Source organism: Actinoplanes missouriensis 431, from assembly GCF_000284295.1.
Classification (GTDB): Bacteria; Actinomycetota; Actinomycetes; order Mycobacteriales; family Micromonosporaceae; genus Actinoplanes; species Actinoplanes missouriensis.
Map to the genome: position 1 here is coordinate 2,002,724 of NC_017093.1, position 17,901 is coordinate 2,020,624.

A 17,901-nucleotide genomic window follows, 5' to 3' on the forward strand; every position below is an offset into this window, starting at 1 on the left:
CCGTGCCGGCGGGACCCCACCCGGTAGATTTCGCACGGTGACCGACACCCTCGTCAAGGATCCCCCGGCCCGGCACGGCAGCCGGGGGATCGGTTCGGTCGAGGTCCTCGCCGCCCTGCTGGTCCTCCTGGTGATCTTCCGCGGGCCGCTGTCCGGCCTGATCGCCGGCCCGGGGCTGCAGACCTGGACCACCGTGTTCGTCTCGGTGCTGGTGCAGGCCGTCCCGTTCCTGGTCTTCGGCGTGCTGCTCTCGGCCGTCATCGCGGTGTTCGTGCCGGCCTCGTTCTGGGCCCGCGCGCTGCCTCGCCGTCCCGCCCTCGCGGTCCCGGCCGCCGGTCTCGCCGGGGTGGTGCTGCCCGGCTGCGAGTGCGGCAGCGTCCCGGTCGCCGGCGCGCTGATCCGGCGCGGCGTGACCCCGGCCGCGGCGCTGGCGTTCCTGCTCGCCTCCCCGGCGATCAACCCGATCGTGCTGACCGCCACCGCCGTCGCCTTCCCCGGCAACCCGGAGATGGTGCTCGCCCGGGCCGTGGCGAGTCTCGCCGTCGCGGTGCTGATGGGCTGGCTGTGGCTGCGGCTGGGCCGCACCGACTGGATCCGCCTGCCGCAGCGGCACGAGCACGACGGCAAGGGCGCCGCGTTCTGGTCGGCCTGCCGGCACGACATGGTGCATGCCGGCGGCTACCTGGTGATCGGCGCCGCGGCCGCCGCGACGATCAACGTGGTGGTGCCGGAGTCCTGGCTGCAGACCCTCGCGGGCAATCCGGTCCTGTCGGTGCTGGCCCTGGCGGTGCTGGCGGTGCTGCTCTCGATCTGCAGCGAGGCGGACGCGTTCGTCGCCGCGTCGCTGTCCCAGTTCTCGCTCACGTCCCGCCTGGTCTTCCTGGTGGTCGGCCCGATGGTCGACCTCAAGCTGATCGCCATGCAGACCGGCGTCTTCGGCCGCGGGTTCGCCTCCCGGTTCGCCCCGGCCACGTTCGCGCTCGCCGTGCTGGCCGGCACCGCCACCGGATGGGTGCTGCTGTGAATCGGCAGGCTCAGGCGGTGGTGCTGCTGCTCTTCGGCGGCGCGATAGTGAAAGCCGCGTCGACCGACCTCTACCTGCGCTACGTCAAGGAGGGCCTGCGGCCCTTCCTTCTCCTGACGGGCGCATTCCTCGTGGCCACCGCACTCTTCACCCTCTGGTACGAGTATCGCCCGCGCCCCGATCGGCAGGACGCGCACGCGCATCACGAGCCGGGGGTCGGCTGGCTGCTCCTGCTCCCCGTGATCGCCCTGCTGCTGGTCGCCCCGCCGGCCCTCGGCGCGTTCACGGCCGGCCAGGCCGGCACGCTGACCGCCGCGGCCGAGTCCGACTACGGCCCGCTGCCCGAGGGCGACCCGGTCCCGGTGGGCCTGCTCGACTACGCCTCCCGCAGCATCTACGACGACGCCCGCAGCCTGGCCGGTCGCCGCGTGCAGCTGACCGGGTTCCTCAGCGCCGGGCCGGACGGCGGCCCGATGCTGGCCCGGATCGTGGTGAGCTGCTGCGCCGCCGACGGCCGGCCGATCAAGATCGGGCTCACCGGCGGGCCGGCCGTCGACGTCCCGTCCGGCACCTGGATCCAGGTCACCGGCCGGCACAGCACCCGCCGGGCCAAGGACCCGGTCAACCAGGCCGACATCGCGTACCTCGAGGTCGAACAGTGGCAGCCGATCACCCCGCCGAAACAGCAGTACGAGTGACCCGTACCCGGATCAGCCTGGCCGTCGCGCTCCTGGCCGCCGCCGCCCTGCTCGCCGGCGCTCTGCCCGAGCAGGAGACCGCCGTGCCCGCGACCGCGTCCCGGCTCACCCTCGCCCAGGCCTGGCCGCACGCGGCCCGCGCCGACCTGCGCGACCTCGGCCTGGAGCCGCTGCTGTTCCTGGACGCCACCACCGCGGCCGGAACCGTGGACGACGGCGGGCACACCCGCCTGGTGGTGGGGGAGCGGGAGCTGCGCCGGCTGCCCGCGGACGCCCGGTTCGACAACCTCACGATGGCCGGCCAGGACCTGCTCTGGACCGAGACGGCGGAGGACGGACGCACCGAGATCTGGACCGCCCGGCCGCGCGGCGGGCCGGTGCCGCGCCGGCTGACCGCCGACACCGGCAACATCCTGCTCTACGGCAATCAGTACGACCTGGTGGTGGCGGAGGGCCGGGTGCACTGGGCGGCCGCGGACGGCGACGCGAGCACCGAGATCCGCTCGGTCCCGCTGGCCGGCGGCGCGGTCCGGACCACCGTCGAGAAAGGCCAGTGGGCGCTCTCGGCCTGGCCGTGGCTCACCGACGACGTGGGCGGGCAGGCCGGCGAGATCCGGCTGCGCAACATGAGGACCGGCGCGGAGCAGCGGGTTACCGCCGGGGCCGCCGAGTGGACCATGTGCAGCCCGGCCTGGTGCCGGGTGATGGTGATGTCCGGCGACGGCCTGGCCCGGATCGACCTGATGCGGCCGGACGGCTCGCAGCGCCACCGGATCGCCGGGCCGGGCACCCAGGCCGCGGTCAACGACGTGGCGGTGCTGGACCGGTTCGAGGTGCTCTCCGAGCCGCGCCCGGACTCCGACCTGACCGGCACCGCGGGCCTGATCGTCCACGATGTGCGTGCCGGGCGCACCGTCCACCTGACGGTCGCCGCCGACCTGGCCGCGAGCCGGGACGGGATGCTCTGGTGGTCGACCGGGGACCGGGAGGCGACAGTGTGGCACACCCTCGACCTGAGAACGGTGTGAGACAACGCTCGGTATTCACTCTTTTGCGGAGAGTGGTGGTGTCGGTTACGTTGGGAGCGCGCCGGAGAACCCTCCCCGGGAGTCGCCACCATGCTGTTCCTGAAACCGAGAATCGATCCGCTCACCCAATCCGTTCTCGATGACGGCGAACTGCTCACCCAGCTGGTGGCCGGTCTCGGCTCCCCGCTCAACGTGGTGCTGCCGCAACGCGTACCGGAAAATGTCGCGTCCTTCCGGGCCGCCTACCGCAAGCATCGGCTGAGCGGCCGGATCTACTTCGCGCACAAGGCGAACCGCTCGTCCGCGCTGCTGCGGGAGGTCGCCGCCACCGAGGCGGGGGTGGACGTCGCCTCGACCGGCGAGCTCCAGCACGCGCTCGCCGCCGGCTTCACCCCCGACCGGATCATGGCGACCGGCCCGAAGACCCGGGAGTACCTCTGGCTCGCCGCCCGCACCGGCGTGATCGTCAACGCCGACTCGGCGGACGAGCTGAACGAGCTGGCGTCCCTGGTGGCAGCCTTCCGGCTGCCGCGCGTGCGGATCATGGTGCGTCTGTCCGGCTTCACCACCTCGGGGGTACGGGTGCGGAGCCGGCGCAGCCGGTTCGGGGTGCCCGTGACCGCGCTGCCCGGCGTCCTCGAGCTGGTCGAGAAGCACGCCGAGCGGCTCGAGCTGGTCGGCGTGGCGTACCACCTGGACACCGTCGAGGTGCGGGAGAAGGCGGTCGCGCTGGAGGGCTGCCTCGCGGCGCTCGACGAGTGCCGGCAGCGCGGGCTGCGGCCCTGGTCGCTGGACATCGGCGGCGGCTTCGGCGTGAACTACCTGGCCGACGGCGCGCAGTGGGAGCGCTACACCTCCGAGCTGGCCCAGGCGGTGCTCGGCAACCGGCCGCCGCTGACCTGGGACGACCACGGGTACGGTCTGCGCGCCGAGGCCGGCACCCTGCGCGGATCGCTCGCCCTCTACCCCGCGCACCGCCCGGTCGCCGGGGCGGACTACCTGGACCGGCTGCTCGGCGCCGACGCCCCCGGCCAGCGCCGGCCGCTCGGCGAGCTGCTGCTGGACCACATGTACGACCTCGACGTCGAGCCCGGCCGGGCCCTGCTCGACCAGTGCGGCCTGGTCGTCGCCGAGGTCCTGCAGGTGCGCCGGGACGGTGACGACACGCTGGTACGGCTCGGGTGCAACGCCCGCGACATCGGGCTGGAGGAGCACGGCGTACTCATGGACCCGGTCCTCGTACCCACGAGGAAGCCGGCGGCGGACCGCCCGGCCGGCGTGCATCTGCTCGGGAACCTGTGCCTTGAGTCGGACCTGATCACGCGCCGGAGGGTGTTCCTGCCGCGCGTGCCGGAGCCCGGTGACCTGCTGGCGTTCGTGAACGCCGCCGGATACCTCATGGACTTCACCGCGACCGAGGCGCTGCACCAGCCGGCCGGCCGCAAGGTCGCGGTCTACCGGGCCGGTGGGACGTGGCAGTGGCGCCTCGACGAGAACTACTGGCCTGTTCATCCAGATGAGCCAGGGCACGCTGAGCCGGAGGCGCCATGATCTACAGCGACATCACCGAGGCCATCGGCAACACCCCGCTGGTGCGCATCGACCCGGACGTGCACGGCCTGCGCAACATCGACCTGTACGCCAAGATGGAGCTGCTCAACCCGTTCGGCTCGGTGAAGGACCGCGCCGCGTGGAGCATGGTCCGCCCGCTCCTCGACGACGCCGTGCGGCGCGGCGACACGGTCGTCGAACTCTCCAGCGGCAACACCGCGAAAGCGCTCGCCCTGATCGCCGGGATGCACGGGCTGCCGTTCCGGAGCGTCACCAACCGGATGAAGATCCCCGAGATCAAGGACCTGTTGCTGCTGCTCGGCGCGGAGATCGAGGAGCTGCCCGGCCGGTCCGAGTGCCTCGACCCGACCGACACCGACGACCCGCTGACCAGGATGTACCGCACCCTGCAGACCGCCGGCGGATTCGTGCACACCGATCAGTACTTCAACGAGCGCAACGCCGACGCGCACTTCTCCGGCACCGGCCAGGAGATCGTCAAGGACCTGGACGGGCGGGCCCCGGACTACTTCATCGCCTGTGTCGGCACCGCCGGCTCGTCCACCGGGGTGGCCCGCGCGCTGCGGGCGCACGGCGCCGACTCCACGATCGTCGGCCTGGTCGCCGCGAAGAGCGACTTCATCCCCGGCATCCGGACCATCGACGAGGTGCACGAGGTCGGCCTCTTCGACCCGGAGGTCTACGACACCATCGAGACGATCAGTGCGGACGAGGCCATCGACGGGCTGCTCACCCTGGTACGCCGGTGCGGCACGCTGGCCGGGCCGACCGGTGGCGGGGCCTATCAGGGTGCGGTGCGTTACCTGCGTACCGTGGACGGGGATTTGCGGGAGCGTCGCAGCGCCGTGTTCATCGTCTGCGACCGGGTCGAGAGCTACCTCAGTTACCTGCGGGAACGCCGGCCCGCCCTGTTCGGCCGGCCGCCGCGCCCGAACTCGGTCTCCTCGGTGTCCGCCGCCGAGATCGACGCGGTGACCGCGGTCCCGGTCAGCGCGTCGGCGGCCGACGGCGCCCTGGTCGTCGACCTGCGCAGTCCGCACGCCTACCAGGCGCTGCACATCGACGGCTCGATCAACATCAGCGACGAGGTGTTCGGCACGATGCTCACCGCAGGTCTGCCGTTCAGCCGCCGGCAGCCGGTCCTGCTGGTCTGCCCGGTGGGGGAGCGGTCGGCCGCGTACGCCGCCCTGCTCACCCGGATGGGCCATCCCGCCGTGCGGTCGCTCGACGGCGGTGTGATCGCGTGGCGGGACGCCGGTCTGCCCCTGGTCAGGGACTGAGATGGAGTCGCGGGCGTGGCACGAGGCTCTGCGTGCCCAGTTCCCGATGATCGCGGGGAACCCGGACGTGGCCTATCTGGACAGCGCCGCGACATCGCAGAAACCGCAGGCGGTGCTCGACGCGGTGATGGACTACCTGACCACGGGCAATGCGAACGCGGCTCGGGGGACGTACCCGTGGGCCAACCGCACGACGGCACGCATCGCCGCGGCGTCCTCGCGGCTCCGGCAGTTCCTCGCGGATTCCTCCGACGTGTCGGGTGTGCACTTCGTCAGCGGGACCACCGAGGGGCTGCGGGTCGTGGCCCGGGACTGGCTCGCGCCCCAGCTGCGGCCCGGCGACGAGATCCTGGTGCCGTTCGCCGACCACAGCGCGAACCTGCTGCCCTGGGAGGAGGCGGCCGCGCTGACCGGGGCGCGGGTGCTGCCGCTGCCCTACGACACGGCGCACGACTACGCCCACCGGGAGATCACGGTGTCGCCGCGGACCCGGCTGATCGCCGCCACCCACGTGCACCACGTCTACGGCAACGACATGAACGTGCACCGGCTGCGCGCGCTCGCCCCGGACGTGCCGATCTGCCTCGACGCCGCGCAGAGCTTCGGCCACCTGCCGCTCTCGGTCACCGATCTCGACGTCGACTTCGTGGTCTTCTCCGGTCACAAGGCGATGGCGCTGCCCGGCACCGGGGCGATCTGGTCCCGCAACCGGCGCGGGCCGGCCCTCACCCCCGCCGGCTGGGCCGGCTCACCGAACACCAGCGGCATCATCAGCCTGGCCGCCGCGATGGACTGGCTCGACGAGGCCGGCCTGCCCCGGATCGCCGCCTGGAACCGCGCGCTCGGCGTCCGGCTCACCGAGGGGCTGTCCGCGATGCCGGAGTACGAGGTGCTCGGCTGTCAGCGCAGCCTGCGCGCCGACTCCCCGGTCCAGCAGCGGCACGGGATCGTCACCTTCCGGCACCGGGAGATCAACTCCAACGACCTGGGCTTCATCCTGGCCGCCGACGGATTGCTGGTGCGCGCCGACGAGCACTGCCAGGCCCCCGAGGGCGAAAAAACCTCTTCGGTACGGGTGAGCTTCCACGTCTACAACAGCCCGGAAGAGGTGGACCGTCTCCTGGACTGCCTTCGCCGTCTTCGCTGAGCTTCCCGCATTTTTCGTGATACAACGTCTTTCGTGCTTCTGGATCCGGTCGGTGTCGCGGCGAGGCGCGCCGGCTGGGACGAGGCGATGGCCGGCTTCCTCCCCGGCCACGACTCCCTCGAACGCGCCATCGCCACCACCACCGAAGCCGTCCTCGGCCGCCCACCGGCCCGCGTCCTCGACCTGGGCGGCGGCCCCGGCCGATTCGCCGAACGCCTGTCCACCCGCTGGCCCGCGGCCCGGATCACCCTGCTCGACCTGGACCCGGTCCTGCTCGCCCTGGCCCGCGCCGCCCTGCCCCACTCGGTGTCCGTCATCGGCGCCGACCTGACCTGCCCGTCCTGGCCGTCCGCGACCGGAGCCGGATACGACCTGGTCACCGCCGTGATGGCCGTGCACTACCTGGACGCCGCCCCGATCCGTGACCTGTACCGCCGGGCCCGCGACATCCTGGCCCCCGGCGGCCTGCTCGTCATCGCCGACGTGATGCCCGACGACGGCCTGCCCTCGGCGATGAACGCCCTGATCCCACCCGCAGGCTCGGCTCCGGGGTCGGCCGTGGGGTCGGCTGCGGGGGCGGCCGCGGGGGCGGCCGCGGGGTCAGCTGCGGGGGCGGCCGCGGGGGCGGCCGACGCGTGGTCCCGCTGGTGGGCCGCCCTCCGGGAGTCGCCGTCGCTGCGCCCGCTGCTCACCGAGCGGGCCGAGCTGTTCCGGGATCGGCCACCGGCGGAGTTCACGGCGGGGGTGGCGTGGCACGCGGTGGCGGCTCGGGAGGCGGGTTTCGGGGAGTGCGGGCTGATCTGGCGAGAGGCCCGGCACGCCGCCCTGGCAGCCCTCACATAGCCGTCCCCGCAGCACTCCCGCCGAACCGGCGCCGACAGCCCCGCGCCGACAGCCCCGCACCGACAGCCCCGCGCCGACAGCCCCGCGCCCGTCGGCCACGCAGCGCCCGGCAGCACTGGCCACCGTCGCGCGGCCCGGCTGTCGCGCGGGACCCGGCTAGCTCGTGCGCGAGTCGCGCACCCCGCCCACCACGGCGTCCACCAGCAGGAACGCCACCAGCGTCACCCCGAGCAACGGCATCGCCCACCCCACGGCGAACACCACCGGCACCCCCACGACGATCGCCCAGGCCGGAAGCCCCAGCCACCCGCCCCGCGCCGGCGGGGCCCCGGCCATCGCGCGGCGCCGGTCGGCCCGGGTGGGACGGCGCTGCCACCACATCCGGTAGCCCCAGAGGATCACGCAGAGCAACCCGACCGCGAGCGCCGCGAGCAGCACCTGGTTGACCACGCCGAACAGCACGCCCATGTGCGCCTGTACCCCGAGCTTGCTGAGCTGGGCGAGCACCGGCCAGTCGGCGAAGTCGCTGCGGGCCACGACGGTCGCGGACGCCGGGTCGACGGCGATCCGGTCCAGGCCGACCGGCCACACGTTGTCGATGCCGGCGACCGTCCACGGCGCGGTGGCGGTCTCCGGGACGGTCAGTTCGACGGTGCCGGTGAGCCCGTTGTCCCGGGCGACCCGCACTACGGTGTCGGCCTGGGCCGGGTCGGCGAGAGCGACAGCCGCAGACCCACCGTGATGACCACCGGACGCGGCCGGGGCGGCCGCGCCGCCGAGCGCCGGGGCGGCGGCGACGTCGAGCGCCGGGGCAGCGGCGACGTCGAGTGTCGGCGCGTGCGCGTCGAGTGAGTCCAGGGCCGTGGTGAAGTTGCCGCCCGCGTACCGGGACCAGGTCAGACCGGTGGCGGAGAGCACGAGCAGCCCGACGCTGATCCAGACTCCGGTGGCGGCGTGCCAGCCCCGGGTCCGGCGGACGCCCTTCTTCGCGGCCATGTCCGGGGTGAGGACGCCGCGCAGGGAACGGCGCCGGCGCCACCAGAGGATGAGGCCGCCGAGCGCGAGCACCCACAACCAGCTCGCCGCGAGCTCGGAGTAGTGCCGGCCGAGGTCGCCGAGGTGCAGGTTACGGTGCAGGTCGTCGAGCCAGGTGGTGACGGGTGTCGACCCGTACCATGTGGTCAGTTGACCTAGAGCCGTGCCGGTGTGCGGATCGACGTAGACGGTGTGCTGCTTCTCCTCGAGGTCCGGGAGCGAGAAGACCACGCGGGTGCTGTCCGAGCCGGATCCGGGCTGGATCGCGGTGAGCGTGCCGGCCGGGTGCGCGGCGCGTGCGGTGGCGATCTGGTCGGCGAGCGGGACCGTGGCGTTCCCGGCGGTGACCGTGAGCTTGTCGCCGTACAGCATCTGGTCGAGTTGTGGCGTGACCGTGTAGAGCAGGCCGGTCACGGCGACCACCACCAGGAAGGGCGCGATCAGGATCCCGGTGTAGAAATGCAGGCGCAGCAGCAGCGCGCCGAACCCGGACGCGCGCCGGGCCGGTCGGGCGGCGGGCGGATCGGCGAGTTCGAGCTGGGGCGGGGGTGACACGGCCATCGGCAGTCCTCGTCGTGGTCGGTGGCGCGGGGATCGGCGTCGAAGCCTTTGTCGCCCCCGACAGGAGGAAAGTTCCCAGCGAATCCTCAGCGGGAGCGCGAGTGAAAAAATCGTGGGAACCACGGCCCGCCGAGCGGCGACTAACGGTCGACCCCGAGTCTGAGGAAGCCGATGCGCGCCAGTATTTGCCCATGCACCAGCGACACGCTGAGAAGGACCTGCTGAACGAATGGACGACACCTATCGGATCCGCCGTACCGCCCGGCTGCGCGGAGGGCGGGTTCCCCGGATCGTGATGGCGCTCGCCGCCATGCTGGCCGTGCTCCTGCCCGGCGCCCCGGCGTGGGCGCACAACGCGCTCACCGACGCGAACCCGGCGAAGAACGCGACGCTGGCCTCGGCGCCGGAGAGCGTGAAGCTGAAGTTCCTGCAGAAGCTCAACCCGGAGTACACGGTCATCACGGTCACCGACGCGGAGAAGCGGAAGGTTGCCACGTCCGAGCCGAAGATCGACGGCGCGACCGGGACGGTGACGTTCGACGAGGGGCTCGGCAACGGTGTCTACACGGTCGCCTACCAGGTCGTCTCCACGGACGGGCACACCGTGAAGGGCTCCTACAAGTTCACCGTCGACGATCCGAACGTGATCGAGCAGACCGTGGAGCCCTCGGCGACGCCACAGAGTGACGCGTACTCCTCGCAGCTGACCATCAACGGCACGCCCACCCAGCTTCCCGCCGACGCCGCTCCCGCGTCGGACTCCGGCGGCTCGTCCACCCTGGCCTGGGTCGCCGGCGTGCTGATCCTGATCTTCGCCGGACTGGCCGGTTTCGTCGTCATCCGTCGCCGTAAGGCGTGAATTTCCCCCTGTCCATCGCCGTGAGGCCGGAAAGGTCCCTGATGAATCTCCGCCGTACCGCCGCCGTCTCCGCCGTGGCGGCCGCCTTCGTGCTGGCCGTGGCGTCCCCCGCCGCCGCGCACGTGACAGTCAACCCGAGCACCGCCACCCAGGGCGGCTACACCAAGGTGTCGTTCCGGGTGCCGAACGAGAGCGACACCGCGTCGACCACGAAGCTCGAGGTCAGCCTGCCGACCGACGCCCCGGTCGGCTCGGTCTCGCTCAAGCCGGTGCCGGGCTGGACCGCGACCACCGAGAAGTCGAAGCTGGCCACCCCGGTCGAGGTGCACGGCGCCCCGCTCACCGAGGCGGTCTCGAAGATCACCTGGACCGCCGCGAAGGGCTCGGAGATCAAGCCGGGCACGTTCCAGGAGTTCGACGTGTCGCTCGGCCCGCTGCCGAAGACCGACCAGATGGTGTTCAAGGCGCTGCAGACGTACTCGGACGGCAACATCGTGCGCTGGATCGACGAGCCCACCACCGACGGCACCGAGCCGGAGTCCCCGGCGCCGGTCCTGAAGCTCACCGCCGCCGGCGCCGAGGCCACCGGGACCGCCCCGTCGGCCGTCGCGGTGGCTCCGGTGGCCGCCGAGTCGGACGACAGCGACTCCGGCAGCGGCACCGCCTGGGGCATCGCCGGTCTGGTGGCCGGGCTGGCCGGTCTGGTGCTGGGCCTGCTGGCCTACCGCAAGGCCGCCACGAAGCCCTAGCCTCCACCGTTCCCCGATCTTGGCGATGCGGAAGTCGCCAAGATCGGGGCGTGGGGTCAGCGGGAGGCGCTCAGCGGGAGGGCGCGGACCAGCATCCGGTGCGAGCGCCAGCCCGGGAACGGCACCAGGTCACCGACGTGCTGGAAGCGCAGCCGCTGCAGCGCGTGCCAGACCCGCGTGTTGGTCTCCGTGACGGCGAGGCAGACCCGCTCCTCGGAACGCTTTTCGAGGAGGTCGTTCATCATCCGTACGCCGAGCCGGTGCTTACGGAACTCGGGCAGCACGAACGCCTCGCAGACCGCGAATGTGCGCCCCTCCCACTCGACCGCGAGCTCCGGATCCTGCGCGTCGGTGAGGTCGCGCCACCACAGCGTCTCGGCCGGCAGCGGGCAGCCCATCACGGTTCCGACGATCTCGCCGTCGACGTAGCCGACCGCGGCCTCGAAGCCGGGCGCCTCGGCGGTCCAGCGCAGCCGGTCCTCCAGCGACGGGTCGCTGTGGTCGACCAGGTGCAGGTCGGCGGCGTGCACGCGCCGGTAGACGTCGGCCAGCGCCTCCAGGTCGACACGGTCGGTGATTTCCACGGCGCTCTTGACGCCGTCTACTTCCAGAGACATGTGAGCCTTCCCAGATAAGGTAAGGCTCACCTAATCAAAAAGGGCCCGCACAGGCAACCCACAGGTAACTTAGGTCTCGTCAGCGGCGAGATCCTCGGGTGCGCGCATCCGCCAGGCATCGGTGATCAGCTCGTCGAGGCGGTCCGCCGAGACCTCGGGCAGGCGCAGCATGACCAGCGGCAGTCCGTCGTAGCCGGGCGTCGTGAAGAACAGCGCCGGCTCGCCGAGCAGCAGGGCCTGCTTCTCCGCCTCGTCGCCCACGTAGAGGACCGCCACGTCGGTGCGGATCCGGCGCGGCTTTCCGGGCATTCTTTCCGGGTACGACCAGACGAAGCCCCTGTTGCCCACCCGGAAATCGAAGCCGTCACTGTCGATCTCGACGACCCCGGGCAGCGCCAGCGCGAGGCGGCGCACATCGTCCGCGTCTGCCACTGATGATCCCCCTCACACCGCGACCTTGCGTGACTCACATCTTGCCGTCAGCCACTCGAGCAACTAATCTCCGATCTAATAAATAGGAAATGCAGGTTCGGTCGGCAAGGCAGCCGATGCTCCCGGGGCACGTATCCACCCCATCCACCACTGGCGGTAGAGACATGCAGAAACTTCTCCTCCTGGCCCTCGTCGGCCTGGGCGCTCAGCTCGTCGACGGTTCCCTCGGCATGGCGTACGGCGTCACCTCCACGACGCTGCTGCTCGCGATCGGCACCAACCCGGCCGCCGCGTCGGCCACCGTGCACCTCGCCGAGATCGGCACCACGCTGGTCTCCGGCTTCTCGCACTGGAAGTTCGGCAACGTCGACTGGAAGGTCGTCCTGAAGATCGGTGTGCCGGGCGCCGTCGGCGCGTTCGCCGGCGCGACGTTCCTCTCCAACCTGTCGACCGAGACCGCGGCGCCGCTCATGGCGATCATCCTGCTGGCGCTCGGCCTCTACGTGTTCCTGCGCTTCACGTTCCAGGGCCTGCCCCAGGGCCACCTCGGCAAGCCGCTGCGCAAGCGGTTCCTCGGCCCGCTGGGCCTGGTGGCCGGCTTCGTCGACGCCACGGGCGGCGGCGGCTGGGGCCCGGTCGGCACCCCGGCGATCCTGGCGAGCGGCCGGCTGGAGCCGCGCAAGACGATCGGTTCGATCGACACCAGTGAGTTCCTCATCGCGATCGCCGCGAGCCTCGGCTTCATCTGGGGCCTCGGCGACGAGAACATCGACTACGGCTGGGTCGCCGCCCTGCTGATCGGTGGCGTGATCGCCGCGCCGATCGCCGCCTGGCTGGTCCGGCACATCCCGCCGCGGGTGCTCGGCGCCGCGGTCGGCGGTCTGATCATCCTGACCAACACCCGGTCCCTGCTGCGCAGCGACTGGATCGACGCCTCCGACCCGGTCCGCTACACGTTCTACGCCGTGATCTACCTGGCCTGGGCCGCGGCCCTGGTCTACTCGATCAACCAGTACCGCAGCCACAAGGCGGAGGACGAGCGGATCATCGCCGAGGCGGAGGCCGCCGCTGAGACCCCGGACGAGAAGGCCTCCACCCCGGCCTGATCCGCCGACGCGAACGCCCCGGGAGCCGATCTCCCGGGGCGTTTTCCGTGTCCCGAGCGCCTAGTACTGCAACGGCACTCAGCAGGCGATACGTATCGATGATCGGCTCGTTGCCTGTTGTGTGACGTCGATCGAGTTTGATCAGTGGTCGAGTGAACTGGACCGGTTGCATGCCCGGTTCGCGGACCGGTTCACCCGCGCGGAGCCGCGGCGGCGGGCCCGGCAGTATCTGTCCGGGCTGGTCGCCGGCCTCGATCGTAAGAACGGCTGGACCCTCGCCGAGCAAGCCGGTGACCTGTCACCGGACGGGATGCAACGCCTGCTGCGGTGGGCCGACTGGGACATCGACGCCGTCCGAGACGAGGTCCGGGACTACGTGATCGAGCACCTCGGTGATCCGAACGGTGTGCTGATCATCGACGACACCGGGTTCCTGAAGAAGGGCGTGAAGTCCGCCGGGGTCGCCCGGCAGTACTCCGGAACCGCCGGCCGGATCGAGAACTGCCAGGTCGGCGTCTTCCTGGCCTACCGCTCGACGCGCGGGCACGCGCTGATCGACCGGCAGTTGTATCTGCCGGCGGCGTGGACCGATGACCGGGATCGCTGCCGGGCGGCAGGGATCCCGGACGAGGTCGGCTTCGCCACGAAGATTGAGATGGCCCGGCAGATGCTGCAGCGGGCGTTCACCGCGGGGGTTGCGGCGGCGTGGGTGACCATGGACGAGGCCTACGGTCAGTCGAAAGCGTTGCGGGTCTGGCTCGAAGAGCACGACCAGCCGCATGTGGTGGCGACCCGCTGCAACGACGACGTGGTCACCACCAGCATGGGCCGCGCCCGCGTCGACGAGCTGATCGCATCGCTGCCGGGCCGGGCCTGGTCGCGGATCTCGGCCGGTCCCGGGGCTCACGGACCGCGGGAGTATTGGTGGGCGCGGATCCCGATCCGCATCTGCTGGCGGCCCGGGCGTGGGCACTGGCTGCTCGCCCGGCGCAGCATGAACACCGGGGAGCTGGCCTACTACGTCTGCTACGGCCCGCGGAAGACCCGGCTGATGGACCTGGCCCGCATCGCCGGCACCCGATGGGCCGTTGAGGAATGCTTCCAGCAGGCCAAAGGTCAGGCCGGCCTCGACGAATACCAGGTCCGGGACTGGCGGGCCTGGTACGCGCACATCACCTTGTCGATGGCCGCTTACGCCTGGCTCGTCGTCGCCCGGACCCAGACCGCGCAACAGCAAACAGCACCGGTGACGACATGATGATCGGCTACACGGTACCGGAGATCCGGCGCCTGCTCGCCGCACTGTTCGTCCGCCACCACCAGCCCAAACACATCTGGTGGTGGTCACGCTGGCGACGACGACGCCAACACCAAGCCCGCCTCAGCCACTACAAACGCCGCGGCTACCCACTCAGGTGAAGTGCCGTTGCAGTACTAGAAGTCGTCGTCGAAGCTCACGGATCCGGTCACACCCACCTGGTACGCCGAGACCCGCCGCTCGAAGAAGTTGGACAGCTCCTGGACGTCCTGCAACTCCATGAAGGCGAACGGATTCGTGCTGCCGTAAATCGGCGCGATGCCGAGCGCCGCGAGCCGCCGGTCCGCCACGTGCTGCAGGTACTCCCGCATGTCACCCAGCGACATCCCGCTGACGCCCTGTTCGAGCAGGTCGGCGGCGAACTGGACCTCGCACTCCACGGCCTCGGCGAGCATGTCGCGGACCTGCTGCTCCATCTCCGCGTCGAACAGGTCCGGCTCCTCGGCGCGCACCTGGTCGACCACGTCGAACGCGAACGCCATGTGCATGCTCTCGTCGCGGAACACCCAGTTCGTACCGGACGCGAGTCCCTGCAGCAGGCCGCGGGAGCGCAGGAAGTAGACGTACGCGAAAGCGCCGTAGAAGAACAGCCCCTCGATGCAGGCGGCGAAGCAGATCACGTTGAGCAGGAACGCCCGCCGATCCGCTTTCGTCCTCAGCTCGCGCAGTTCGAAGACCGAGTCGATCCACTTGAAGCAGAATTCGGCCTTGCGGGCGATCGACGGGATGTTGTCGACGGCCGCGAACGCCGCCGCCCGCTCGTCCGGATCGGGCACGTAGGTGTCCAGCAGGTTCAGATAGAACTGGACGTGCACGGCCTCCTCGAACAATTGCCGGGACAGGTAGAGCCGGCCCTCCGGGGAGTTGACGTGCTGGTAGAGGTTGAGCACCAGATTGTTCGCGACGATCGTGTCGCCGGTGGCGAAGAACGCGACGAGCCGGGAGACCAGGTGCTGTTCGGCGGGCGTCAGCTTGGCCAGGTCGGCGAGGTCGGAATGCAGGTCGACCTCCTCGACGGTCCAGGTGTTCTTGATGGCGTCCTTGAAACGGTCGAAGAAGTGCGGGTACTTCATCGGCCGCAGGGTCAGGTCCATTCCGGGGTCGAGCAGCATCGGAGGTTGTTCACGACCTTCCTTGAGTGGCAATTCGGTGAGTTGAGGCAGACGGCCTTGGCCGTCGTGAATAACCTTCGCTACTGGCAGGCCTCACACGATTCGGGGTTTTCCAGGGAGCAGACTTCGGCGGGCGTGAGCGCCGGGATGACGCTTGGTGCGACCGAGACGGTCGCCTGCTGAATGCGGGTCGCGGGGCGCGACCGCAGGTAGTACGAGGTCTTCAGGCCGGCTTTCCAGGCGTACAGGTACATCGACGAGACCTTGCCGATGGTGGGCGCGGCCATGAAGAGGTTCAGCGACTGCGACTGGTCGATGTAGGGCGCCCGGGCGGCGGCCAGGTCGATCAGCGCCCGCTGCGGGAGTTCCCAGGCGGTGCGGAACAGTTCCCGCACGTCGGCGGGGAGCTCGGCGATGCCCTGCACCGACCCTTCCGCGCGTTTGATGGCCTCCCGGATTCCGGCGGTCCACAGATTGCGGGACTTCAATTCCCGTACCAGATAGGTGTTGATCTGAAGGAATTCGCCGGACATCGTCTCGCGCTTGAACAGGTTGCTGACCTGCGGCTCGATGCACTCGTAGCAGCCCGCGATCGACGCGATGGTGGCGGTCGGCGCGATCGCGACCAGCAGCGAGTTCCGCAGGCCGTGCGCGGCGATCCGCTCCTTCACGGCGGCCCAGCGCGCATTCTGCGACGGTTCCGCACCCCACAGGTACGGATGCAGATCGCCCTTCGCCGCGCGGGTCTCCGGATAGGCCGGATGCGGGCCGAACCGCTCGGCGAGAGCGGCCGACGATTCCAGCGCGGTCAGGAAGATCTCCTCCTGCACGCGGGTCGACAATTCCCGCGCCTCGGCCGAGTCGAACGGCAGCCGCAGCGTGAAGAACGCGTCCTGCAGACCCATCAGGCCCAGGCCGACCGGCCGCCAGCGCGGATTCGACGCGGCCGCCTGCTGCGCAGGGTAATAGTTGATGTCGATGACCCGGTCCAGGAAGACCACGGCCGTCCGCACCGTTTCCCGCAGCTTCTCCCAGTCCACCCCGTCCGCGGTGACGTGGGCGCCGAGATTGACCGAGCCGAGATTGCAGACCGCCGTCTCGGCGTCGTTGTTCACCTCGAGGATCTCGGTGCACAGGTTGGACAGGTGAATGACGTTGCCCGGCGCTCCGGTCTGGTTGGAGAGACGGTTGGACGGATCCTTGAACGTCATCCAGCCGTTTCCGGTCTGCGCCAGGGTGCGCATCATCCGCCCGTACAGATCGCGGGCCTTGATGGTTTTGACCGCGTTCTTCTCGGCGGCCCGGTAGGCCTCGGTGAACTCGTCGCCGAACAGGTCCGGCAGCATCGGCGCGTCCGAGGGATCGATCAGCGACCAGTCCTCGTCGGCCTCGACGCGGCGCATGAATTCGTCCGGGATCCAGTTCGCCAGATTCAGATTGTGGGTACGCCGGGACTCCTCGCCGGTGTTGTCCCGCAATTCCAGGAATTCCTCGATGTCCGGGTGCCACGGCTCCAGATAGACGCAGGCCGCGCCCTTGCGCCGGCCGCCCTGATTGACCGCCGCGACACCCGCGTCAAGGGTTTTCAGGAACGGGACGATGCCGTTCGACTTGCCGTTCGTGCCCCGGATCAGCGCGCCGCGGCCACGGACCCGTGACCACGAGATACCGATGCCGCCGGAGAACTTGGAGAGCTTCGCGACCTGGTGGTACCGCTCGTAGATCGAGTCCAGCTCGTCCTTGGGCGAGTCCACGAGGAAGCAGCTGGACATCTGCGTGTGCCGGGTTCCCGAGTTGAACAGCGTCGGTGAGCTGGGAAGATAGGCCAGGCTGGACATCAGGCGGTAGAAGCCGATCGCCTCGCCCGGGGTCTCCGAGAGGCCGCAGGCGACGCGGAGCAGCCAGTGCTGCGGGGTCTCGATGACGGTCCGCTTGGTGGGGTGCCGCAGCAGGTAGCGGTCGGCCACGGTGCGCAGTCCGAAGTACTCGAAGCGCAGGTTGTTCGCGTCGTCGATCGCCTGATCGAGAACGGTCGCGTGCTCCGCGACGAAGGCGGCCGTCTCATCGCTGATCAGACCCTGCTGGTGCCCCAGTCGGATCGACTCGCTGAAGCCGGCGACGCCCTCCTCGCGGACCTCCTGCTCGACGAACGCCGCGAGCAGCCGGGCGGCGAGCCGGGAGTACTGCGGCTCCTCGCCGATCAGCTCGGCGGCCGTCTGGATCGACAGTTTGTCCAGCTCAGCGGTGGTGGCACCGTCGTAGAGCCCACTGATGGTCTTGGTGGCGACCCGCAGCGGGTCGACCTCGTCCAGGTCGGCGACCCAGCGCTCGACCGCCGTGACGATCTTGTTGACGTCGACCGGCTCGGTCTCGCCGTTGCGCTTGCGGACCTGCATCGTGTGCCGTCGTTGCTCGGTGTGCAGTTTCTGCTCGGTCTGCATTGCTCTCTCCTCGCGAGCCCATGGTCTCGGGCACGGGGAGACGCCACCGGGCGCGCGCGGCGGCCGGCTCACGGCGTCG

At 70.6% G+C, this 17,901-nt stretch carries 16 protein-coding genes and 1 pseudogene; 12 read left to right on the plus strand and 5 right to left on the minus strand.

All coding sequences use genetic code 11. From position 1 onward, the window contains the following. Positions 1-37 precede the first annotated feature (37 nt). The 7 genes from AMIS_RS09250 to AMIS_RS09280 all read left to right on the plus strand — a co-directional run bounded on the left by AMIS_RS09250 (position 38) and on the right by AMIS_RS09280 (position 7,592). Positions 38-1,024: a permease gene (locus AMIS_RS09250; protein ID WP_014441957.1), complete on the plus strand. Its 987-nt coding sequence runs from the start codon at positions 38-40 to the stop codon at positions 1,022-1,024. Then, positions 1,021-1,722: a TIGR03943 family putative permease subunit gene (locus AMIS_RS09255; RefSeq protein ID WP_014441958.1), complete on the plus strand. Its 702-nt coding sequence runs from the start codon at positions 1,021-1,023 to the stop codon at positions 1,720-1,722. The genes AMIS_RS09250 and AMIS_RS09255 overlap by 4 nt, the downstream gene beginning before the upstream one ends. After that, entirely contained in the window at positions 1,719-2,750 is a 1,032-nt protein-coding gene (locus AMIS_RS09260) for a hypothetical protein (protein ID WP_014441959.1), read from the plus strand. Before AMIS_RS09255 ends, AMIS_RS09260 begins: the two co-directional genes overlap by 4 nt. Positions 2,751-2,840: 90 nt before the next feature. Further along, a complete protein-coding gene (locus tag AMIS_RS09265; RefSeq protein WP_014441960.1) occupies positions 2,841-4,301 on the plus strand; it encodes a type III PLP-dependent enzyme domain-containing protein in 1,461 nt (486 codons plus the stop codon). Further along, positions 4,298-5,602 (plus strand): pyridoxal-phosphate dependent enzyme, encoded by a 1,305-nt coding sequence (locus AMIS_RS09270; RefSeq protein ID WP_014441961.1) that lies wholly within the window; start codon positions 4,298-4,300, stop codon positions 5,600-5,602. Before AMIS_RS09265 ends, AMIS_RS09270 begins: the two co-directional genes overlap by 4 nt. 1 nt (position 5,603) lies before the next feature. Then, on the plus strand, positions 5,604-6,749 hold the full coding sequence (locus AMIS_RS09275; protein WP_014441962.1) for an aminotransferase class V-fold PLP-dependent enzyme: 1,146 nt from the start codon (positions 5,604-5,606) through the stop codon (positions 6,747-6,749). A 33-nt stretch (positions 6,750-6,782) separates the two neighbouring features. Further along, positions 6,783-7,592: a class I SAM-dependent methyltransferase gene (locus AMIS_RS09280; RefSeq protein ID WP_014441963.1), complete on the plus strand. Its 810-nt coding sequence runs from the start codon at positions 6,783-6,785 to the stop codon at positions 7,590-7,592. Positions 7,593-7,748: 156 nt separating this feature from the next. Here the strand turns inward: AMIS_RS09280 and AMIS_RS09285 are convergent, their stop codons facing one another. Beyond that, a complete protein-coding gene (locus AMIS_RS09285) occupies positions 7,749-9,188 on the minus strand; it encodes a PepSY-associated TM helix domain-containing protein (RefSeq protein WP_014441964.1) in 1,440 nt (479 codons plus the stop codon). Between the two features lie 158 nt (positions 9,189-9,346). On the opposite strand from AMIS_RS09285, the pseudogene AMIS_RS43995 reads away from it, so the two are divergent. The 3 genes and pseudogenes from AMIS_RS43995 to AMIS_RS09295 form a co-directional block, all read left to right on the plus strand. After that, positions 9,347-9,484, plus strand: a pseudogene (locus AMIS_RS43995) (Dyp-type peroxidase); the annotation flags it as partial. A 14-nt stretch (positions 9,485-9,498) separates the two neighbouring features. Then, a complete protein-coding gene (locus AMIS_RS09290; protein WP_407921887.1) occupies positions 9,499-10,047 on the plus strand; it encodes a copper resistance CopC family protein in 549 nt (182 codons plus the stop codon). Between the two features lie 38 nt (positions 10,048-10,085). Further along, on the plus strand, positions 10,086-10,796 hold the full coding sequence (locus AMIS_RS09295; RefSeq protein ID WP_041830651.1) for a YcnI family protein: 711 nt from the start codon (positions 10,086-10,088) through the stop codon (positions 10,794-10,796). A gap of 56 nt (positions 10,797-10,852) precedes the next feature. Here the strand turns inward: AMIS_RS09295 and AMIS_RS09300 are convergent, their stop codons facing one another. Beyond that, positions 10,853-11,413, minus strand: coding sequence for a GNAT family N-acetyltransferase (locus tag AMIS_RS09300; RefSeq protein ID WP_014441967.1), 561 nt, complete (start codon positions 11,411-11,413; stop codon positions 10,853-10,855). 69 nt (positions 11,414-11,482) lie between these two features. After that, on the minus strand, positions 11,483-11,845 hold the full coding sequence (locus AMIS_RS09305; RefSeq protein WP_014441968.1) for an MmcQ/YjbR family DNA-binding protein: 363 nt from the start codon (positions 11,843-11,845) through the stop codon (positions 11,483-11,485). 164 nt (positions 11,846-12,009) lie between these two features. On the opposite strand from AMIS_RS09305, the gene AMIS_RS09310 reads away from it, so the two are divergent. Together AMIS_RS09310 and AMIS_RS09315 are read left to right on the plus strand one after the other, a co-directional pair. After that, positions 12,010-12,951 carry a sulfite exporter TauE/SafE family protein gene (locus tag AMIS_RS09310; RefSeq protein WP_014441969.1) on the plus strand — a complete coding sequence of 314 codons (942 nt, stop codon included), beginning with the start codon at positions 12,010-12,012 and terminating at the stop codon, positions 12,949-12,951. Positions 12,952-13,081: 130 nt separating this feature from the next. After that, entirely contained in the window at positions 13,082-14,209 is a 1,128-nt protein-coding gene (locus AMIS_RS09315; RefSeq protein ID WP_083888780.1) for an IS701 family transposase, read from the plus strand. A 176-nt stretch (positions 14,210-14,385) separates the two neighbouring features. Here the strand turns inward: AMIS_RS09315 and AMIS_RS09320 are convergent, their stop codons facing one another. Beyond that, positions 14,386-15,381, minus strand: a complete 996-nt coding sequence (locus AMIS_RS09320; RefSeq protein ID WP_014441970.1) for a ribonucleotide-diphosphate reductase subunit beta — start codon at positions 15,379-15,381, stop codon at positions 14,386-14,388. An 80-nt stretch (positions 15,382-15,461) separates the two neighbouring features. Further along, positions 15,462-17,822: a ribonucleoside-diphosphate reductase subunit alpha gene (locus AMIS_RS09325; RefSeq protein ID WP_014441971.1), complete on the minus strand. Its 2,361-nt coding sequence runs from the start codon at positions 17,820-17,822 to the stop codon at positions 15,462-15,464. Positions 17,823-17,901: the final 79 nt, after the last annotated feature.